The sequence below is a fragment of the Pseudonocardia sp. McavD-2-B genome (assembly GCF_024124365.1).
Lineage (GTDB): Bacteria > Actinomycetota > Actinomycetes > Mycobacteriales > Pseudonocardiaceae > Pseudonocardia > Pseudonocardia alni.
The window spans coordinates 62,901-69,835 of record NZ_JAMXSG010000004.1 but is presented as its reverse complement, the minus strand read 5'-3'; the positions used below and the strand labels follow the sequence as shown (position 1 = coordinate 69,835).

Annotated in this window: 8 protein-coding genes; 2 read left to right on the top strand and 6 right to left on the bottom strand. The window is 77.0% G+C overall.

The features are described from left to right. On the top strand, window positions 1-485 hold a 485-nt coding region (locus NH602_RS01670), incomplete at its 5' end, for a nitroreductase family protein (RefSeq protein ID WP_253066799.1). Between the two features lie 44 nt (window positions 486-529). On the opposite strand, the gene NH602_RS01665 is transcribed toward NH602_RS01670, so the two are convergent. Together NH602_RS01665 and NH602_RS01660 are read right to left on the bottom strand one after the other, a co-directional pair. After that, entirely contained in the window at window positions 530-1,453 is a 924-nt protein-coding gene (locus NH602_RS01665; RefSeq protein ID WP_253066798.1) for a universal stress protein, read from the bottom strand. Further along, window positions 1,450-2,340 (bottom strand): universal stress protein, encoded by an 891-nt coding sequence (locus tag NH602_RS01660; protein WP_253066797.1) that lies wholly within the window; start codon window positions 2,338-2,340, stop codon window positions 1,450-1,452. The genes NH602_RS01665 and NH602_RS01660 overlap by 4 nt, the downstream gene beginning before the upstream one ends. A 311-nt stretch (window positions 2,341-2,651) precedes the next feature. Here NH602_RS01660 and NH602_RS01655 point away from each other — a divergent pair, with 311 nt between their 5' ends. Continuing rightward, the gene (locus NH602_RS01655) at window positions 2,652-2,825 is read left to right on the top strand and encodes a hypothetical protein (protein WP_179760445.1); all 174 of its coding nucleotides are present in this window, start codon (window positions 2,652-2,654) and stop codon (window positions 2,823-2,825) included. A gap of 44 nt (window positions 2,826-2,869) precedes the next feature. Here NH602_RS01655 and NH602_RS01650 read toward each other — a convergent pair whose 3' ends face one another. The 4 genes from NH602_RS01650 to NH602_RS01635 form a co-directional block, all read right to left on the bottom strand. Continuing rightward, window positions 2,870-3,358, bottom strand: a complete 489-nt coding sequence (locus NH602_RS01650; RefSeq protein WP_253066796.1) for a GAF domain-containing protein — start codon at window positions 3,356-3,358, stop codon at window positions 2,870-2,872. A 359-nt stretch (window positions 3,359-3,717) separates the two neighbouring features. After that, on the bottom strand, window positions 3,718-3,942 hold the full coding sequence (locus NH602_RS01645; protein WP_179760447.1) for a hypothetical protein: 225 nt from the start codon (window positions 3,940-3,942) through the stop codon (window positions 3,718-3,720). A gap of 1,070 nt (window positions 3,943-5,012) precedes the next feature. After that, on the bottom strand, window positions 5,013-5,840 hold the full coding sequence (locus tag NH602_RS01640; RefSeq protein ID WP_179760448.1) for a phosphatase PAP2 family protein: 828 nt from the start codon (window positions 5,838-5,840) through the stop codon (window positions 5,013-5,015). An 86-nt stretch (window positions 5,841-5,926) separates the two neighbouring features. Next, window positions 5,927-6,838 (bottom strand): LysR family transcriptional regulator, encoded by a 912-nt coding sequence (locus NH602_RS01635; RefSeq protein ID WP_179760449.1) that lies wholly within the window; start codon window positions 6,836-6,838, stop codon window positions 5,927-5,929. Window positions 6,839-6,935 lie beyond the last annotated feature (97 nt).

Below are 6,935 nucleotides of genomic sequence, written 5' to 3'. Positions count from 1 at the left end.
CCGCGACCACGCACGACGCCACGCCCGGCTACGACCTCGAGCTCGGGCTGTGGTCCGGCCGCCGTGCCGCCGACGACGGCGTCCCCGCCGCGAACGTGCCGGTGCCGTCGGGGTCCGGTGCGGGTCTGCCGCACCGCCGGTTCGCCGGCGCCGAGCTCCCCCCGGCGGCGCACGGGGAGGACGGCGCGACGCTGCTGGTACTCGGCACGTCCTCCGACGACCGGCTCGCGCGGCTGCGGGCCGGTGAGGCGCTCAGCGCGGTCCTGCTCCAGGCGACGGAGCTCGGGCTCGCCACGTGCCCGCTCACGGAGCCGCTGGAGGTCGCGCGGACCACCGAGGCGGTGGCCGACCGCGTGCTCGGCGGCTCGCTGTCGCCGCAGGTCGTCCTGCGTGTGGGCTGGCCGAGCGCCGCCGCTCCCCCGCCGGCGACCCCCCGCCGGGCACTCGTCGACCAGGTCGACCGGCGGGGGACGTCCCGGCCCTGACCCGCGCCTGCCCGACCCGGCCCCGGCGGGGCGGGCCGGGCGGCTCAGCTGCTCTCCGCGCCCGACCCGACCGGCTCGGCACCGCGGGTGACCCGTGCCGCCGCCGGAACCACCAGCACCGGGACGTGGGTACGCCGCAGCACGGCCAGCGCCGTGCTCCCGAGCAGCTCCGTCCGCCAGGTGGACCGCCCCCGGGATCCCACCACGACGACCGACGCCGCCTCCCGGCGGGCCGCCTCGGCCAGGGCGCGGGCTGTCGCCCGCGCCGGGCCGGGCACCGGGTGCGGGGCCGGTACCCGCCGCAGGGTCACCCCGCGGCAGTCGCCGTCGAGCGGCACCGCGCCCCGCTCGTCGTCGCCGACGACGACGGCGACCCGGGACCGTCCGGCGAGCAGCGCCTCGGCCTCGTGCCACGCCTGTGCCGCCCCCGGCGACCCGTCCCACCCGACGACCACCGGTCCCGTCCGGGCCCGCTCACGTTCGTCGACGAGCATCGGGAACGGCACGACGAGCACCGGCACGGGGCTGTGCTGGACGACGAGGTCGGTCGTGCTGTCCAGCACCGCGGAGACGCCGCTCAGGCCACGGGCCCCGACGAGCACCAGGTCCGCACCGCTCTCCTGGGCCATGGCCGCGAAGCGCAGACCGTCGCCGCCGTAGCTGCGTGCCACCCGTGCCGTGGCCGTCCACCCCTCCGCCCGGGCGACGACGCAGCCGAGCCGTGCCACCCGTTCGGCCTCGGCGGCACCCTCCTGCTCGACGAGCTCCATCAGCTCGTCGACGGTGCGGGCACGCTCGACGAGCCTGCGTCGCAGGACGTCGCCGGCGAAGGGGGGCGTCCACAGGTGCAGCACGGTCGCGTCGGCGCCGGGCAGCAGGTCGGCGGCCACGCCCAGTGCGGCGATCGCGGCAGGCGACCCGTCGAACCCGACCAGGACGCGGGGGCCGGCCGTCGCCGGGCCCGTCATCCCGCCACCCGCCGGGAGGCCTCGGGACGGACGACGGCCACCGGGCAGGCGGCGTGGTGCACCAGGGACTGGGCGACCGAGCCCAGGACGAGACCGGCGAGACCTCCCCGTCCACGCGCACCGACGACGACCATGCCCGCCTCGGCCGAGGCCGCCTTCAGGGCCGTCGCGGGCGAGCCGTGGGTCACGTGCGTCGTGACCGGTACGTCCGGGTACTTCTCGCGCAGCGCCGCCACCGCCTGCTCCAGCTCCTCGGCCTGCGCGCGGCGCAGCTCCACCGTGTCGAGCAGCACCGCGACCGCCGGATCCATGGCCGGCTCCCCCCAGGCCCGGACGGCGACCAGTGCGGTCCGCCGCTGCGCGGCCGCCTCGACGGCGAAGGCGAGTGCCGCCTCGGAGCCGTCCGACCCGTCCACGCCGACGACGACGGGGCCGTCGGCGGCCTCGTTCCCCCGTACGACGACGAGCGGGCAGTGCGCCGACGCGGTGAGTGCGACACCCGTCGACCCCAGCAGCAGACCGCGGAAGCCACCTCGTCCGCGGTTGCCGACCACGACGGCCGCGGCGTGCCGTGACTCGTCGGCGAGCACCGCGGCGGGTCTCCCGTCCCGGACGGCGGTCCCGACCCGCTCGGGGGGCAGGAGCGGCGCCACCGCCGCGACCGCCGCCCGGAGGTGGTCCTCGGCCGCCGCGACGGTGGCCGCCCTCAGCTCGGCCCACACCTGGGGTCCGGCGTCGGCGAGCGGCGGCGGGTCCGTGGCCACCGCGACCAGGTGCAGGGGGCGTCCGGCCGCGGCCGCGTCCCGGGCCGCCCACCGCACCGCCTTCAGCGCGGACTCCGACCCGTCGACACCGACCACCTCGGGGGACTCGTTCGCATCGTTCATCGGGCTCCCTCCCTCGTCCCCCAGGCTGGCCCGCTGCCCGCCGTCCGCGCCCCGGCCGAAGGGCCCCCGCGGCCGGGCCGGAGGTCGCGTCCGGCGACGGACGGTGGCGCCGGGCCGACCCGTCGGGACGCCTGCGGTCCGGCCACCACCGACGTCACCGCACCGGTCACCACGGGCCCGGGCGCCGACCGGCCGGGCCCAACGGCCCTGCCGCGCGGGCCGGCACCGGTGTCATCGTCCAACGGACGCGGAACCACCGCGTCGCCCCGGTGGGGCACGTAGGGAGGGAGCGGACGGTGGAGGGACGAACCGTGGTCGATTTCGGGGGTGTGCGGCTCGGCCGTGCGTGTGCCGACGGGGCCGTCCTGGACGACGCCGACGTCCACATCGGCCGGGTGCGCGACGGTGGGGAGGTCGTCGACCACGCCGGGGTCCACATCGGCCGGGTCGGTGCTCCCCCGGAGGCCCCGCAGGCGGCGGCCTGACCGAGGGCGGCGCGGGTCGTGCGGCCTTCGCCGGCCCGGCGGTCTCAGCCGTCGGGGGTGTGGAGGGACGTGTACTCCTCCAGCATCGCCAGCACGACACCGGCGCGGGCGGCGAAGTCGACCAGCAATGCTTCGTCCGCGTCGTCGAACGGGCGTGGGACGGAGTAGCGCACGAGTGCCGTCCCGCCCAGCAGCCGTCCGTCGTGCTCCACCGGGACGCCGAGCACCGCCGTGACCGGGAAGCGGTCGAGGAATCGGGCCTGTTCGTCGGACGCCTCGGCGGGCGTCCTTCCGGGGTCGACGCGATAGCGGACGGCGCGGCGCTCCTCGACGACCGGCCGCCACAGCCCCGACCGGGCGCGAGGGGCCGTCTCCTCCATGATCGCGATCATGGCCGCGCTCATCCCCGGGTCGGGGTGGTGGGCGGCGACGGGCGACAGCCACTCGCCGTCCGCGGAGAGCCTCCGCAACGTCGCGGCGCTGCCCGCCGCGATCGACAGCCGCTCGGTCATCGCGCCGAGCAGCGTGTGCACGGAACAGTCGACCTCGCGGTCCAGCTGGGCCCGCAGCCACCCCCTCGCCGGGTTCGACACGTCTCGCCCGGCCGCGCAGGACCTTGTCACACCCCGCCCCCAGCGTCGTCTCCGACACGGACTCGGAGTGGGCCGCCGCTCCGTTACCGGTCGAGCCCCGCACCGCGCCCGCCACCGACAGGTCCCGGCAGCGGGCCCGACCGCCGCAGCCGGCTCCCGCCGTGCGGGACGTCCAGGCCGGCCCGGCCGCCGAGCCCGGCCGCGCGCTCCTCGAGCGTGCGGGGCCGGTGGGCCGGGGATCGGAGGGCACGAGCCCCGATGCGCCGGGGAGCCGCGCACCGGGGCCGTCCCCTCGGCCGTCAGGAGGTCCGCCGGATCCGGCGGATTTCCGCGACGACGGTGTGGACACCGGCGTAGCTGCCCTCGGGGAGGTCGGTCAGCCAGAGACGGAGGCTGCCGCCGACCCCCCAGGCGTCGGCCTGCGCGAGGACGCGCCAGCGTGGCACCGGGAACCGCAGCCCGTCGAGCACCCGATACAGCGTCCATCCCAGGTGCGCGTCGAGTGTCGCATCGGCACCGGACATGTCGTCCGTGGTGGTGCCGATCCGTCCCGGCGGGGCCGGGCCGGGGCGCACCACCGCGAGGGGCCGGGCGGCGAGCGGTCGCGGGGTCGGCCGACGATGCCCGGCGGCGACGGCGTCGGGGGCCGGGACGCACCCCGACACGGCGCCGCGGCCCCCGGTCACGAGACGCAGGTCCGGGACGTGTCGCCCCCGCGGGGACCGTCGTGGCGGCCCGGTCATGTCACGGACCCGACCGGTGCGCCCGCCCGACGGCGCCCGGTCGGCGGTCTCCTGTCGTCGTCCGGCATGTCGATGGCTCCCAGGACAGGTTCCGGCTCCGTGACCGGCACGTCTCGCTCGAGGGTCCTGCGACCGGGCATGCCGATTCGAGGGCCTTCCGGAGCAATGTCGCCGGAGAATCGTCACGACCGGCCTGCACGGAACACATATCTCACGCCGTGCTGCATTCTCGGAATCCGAGAGAGCCGTTCCCCGGCGCTCTCGGGGGACCACCGGGGCCGGCCACGCTCCCTGAACGTGGCCGGCCCCGGCCCTCGTCCACCCGCCTGCTCCCCAGCGGCGGGTGGACGGCATCCCCCCGAGGCCTCCATGGTGCTCGCGGGCGGCGGGGAGGCGAAGGGCCGAAAGGCCCGGGCCCGGTGGCGTCGGCCCGGAACCCCCTACCGGGGACCCGGGCGGCAGGGATGCGGCACGACGACCGGCACCGCGTCGCCGGTGCCGGTCGGGCGACGGCCGGGACGGCCCGGGTCGGTCTCCTCCGGGTCGTCGTGGAAGGCGCGGAGCGTGCGATCGGCGAGCCGTCGTCGTCCCGGGCGTAGTCCAGCAACGGGCCCTCACCTCGTCGCCTGCAGGTCAGGGTCGTCGCACGAGCGAGCGGCAGCCAGGGACACGTCCGGCCCGCCGAAGCGCTCGGCCGCCGACAGCACGGTGCGGCCTCGTTCCACGCGCACGGCAGGTCGACGGCCCCGGGGTACTCGCGGCTGACCCCCACCGCAGGCGCAGCTCCGGGAGCTCGGAGTGCACGGCCCCGGAGAACGCGTCCACCAGGTTCTTCGTTCGCGTCGAGCCGATCAACCCGCGACGGGCGGCCCGGGGCGCCCGGCCGTCCGGCCGCGTGCGCCGGCCCCGAAGCCCCGTCCGGTCACCCACAACAGACCCGTGACGACGACCGCGAGCCAGGCTCCGCCGAGCGTCCAGCTGGTCGCGACGTCGGTGACCCAGTGCACCCCCAGGTAGAGCCGGCTGACGCTGATCGTGAGGACCGCGGCGGCGGCGACGGCGCCGACCGCGACCCGCCACCCGGTGGACCGCCTCGCGCGCCCCAGGACCACGGCGACGATCCCGATGACCACGACCGCGCCGAGGGCGTGGCCGGAGGGCAGCGACAGGTCGGGCTCGACGACCAGCTGGGTCGCCACCGGCGGGCGGGTGCGGCCGTAGAGGTCCTTGAAGGCCGGCACCAGCACCGCCACACCGCCGGTCGCGACGGCGACGGCCAGTGCGTCCCACCAGCGACGCGTCACCAGCAGGACGGCGACGGCCACCGCCGCGAGCAGCAGCGTCCCGTTCGTCCCCCCGTAGCGGCTGACCGCCTCCATCAGGGCCGTCAGGTCCGGGGTGCGGTGGGCGATCATCCAGTCCAGCACCGGCCGGTCGGCCCCGGCGACGATGCGGTTCGGGGCGTCCTCCACCGCGTCGACGACGACGGCCTGCCCGGTGTAGAACGCCACCGCCGCACCCGATCCCCACAGCAACGGGCCGGGGACCCGGACGTCGCGACCGATCAGCGGACCCGACGTCACCAGGCCCGCCCGGTGGGCGAACAGGACGGCCGCGACGAGCAGCCATCCGAGTGTCAGGACGAGTCCCGCGGCCTGCTGTGCATCGGCGGTGTTCACCGCGCAACTGTCCCGCGCCGGTGCTGTGGCGGCGCTGAGAGCGCCGGCCCGGGACGTACGGGGACACCGGACGCGACCGTCCGGGCTCACGGCTGCGTCTGGTACTCCCGCGCGACGTCGACCAGCATCTGGTGCATCGCCAGCTCCGCCGGCGCCCGCAGCCGGTCCGGCCGGTGCGCCAGCAGCACCCGCCGCGACGGCGCCTCCCGTCCGAGGCCGAGCACCCGCACGTCGGGGCGGGGTGCACTGACCGCCGTCCGCGGGGCCAGCGCCACCCCGACGCCGACGCTGACCATCGCCTGCGCCTCCTGGTAGTCGTTCGCCTCGAAGGCGATGCGCGGTGAGAACCCGGCGGCCCGGCAGCTGCGTTCCAGCACCTCGGCCACCGGGTGGTCGTGGGCGCGGACGATCCAGTCCTCGTCGGCCAGCTCGGCCATGGTGACGCTGCGGCGGCGGGCGAGGCGGTGGTCGTCGGCGACGACGAGGACGGTCGGGTCGTCGAGCAGCGGGGTGAGCGAGAACTGCCCCGGGTCGACCCGGTCCCAGGCGTAGTCCCAGAGCAGCGAGATCCCGACCCGGCCGCTCTCCAGCATCGCGATGAGCTCGTCGTGGCGGGCGCTGCGGACGTCGAGCCGGATGTCGGGGTACTGGCGCCGGAAGCGGCTGACGACCCGTGGCATCAGCGCGCTCGCGATCGTCGGGAACGTACCGATCGCGAGCGTCCCGCGGCGCAGCCCGGCCAGCTCGGCGAGGTCCGCCTCGGCGGCCTCGAGGCGGCGCAGCACGTGCCGGGCGTGCCCGGCGAGCACCGCGCCGGCCTCGGTGGGGAGCACCCCGCGGGCCTGGCGCTGCAGCAGCGGCTGGCCGGCCTCCTTCTCCAGTCGGCGCAGCTGCTGGGACACCGCCGACGGTGAGTAGCCGAGCTGTTCGGCGGCCGCGGTCATGGAGCCGGAGTCGAGCACCGCGGCGAGCAGTGCGAGCCGTCGGACGTCGAGCACGGGGGCCTCCGGGGGCCGGTCGGCCGCTCGAAGCGACCGATGACAAGGGGTCGGTGTATCGGCGTTCCACTGGGGGCCGTGCAGTTCTACTTCACTC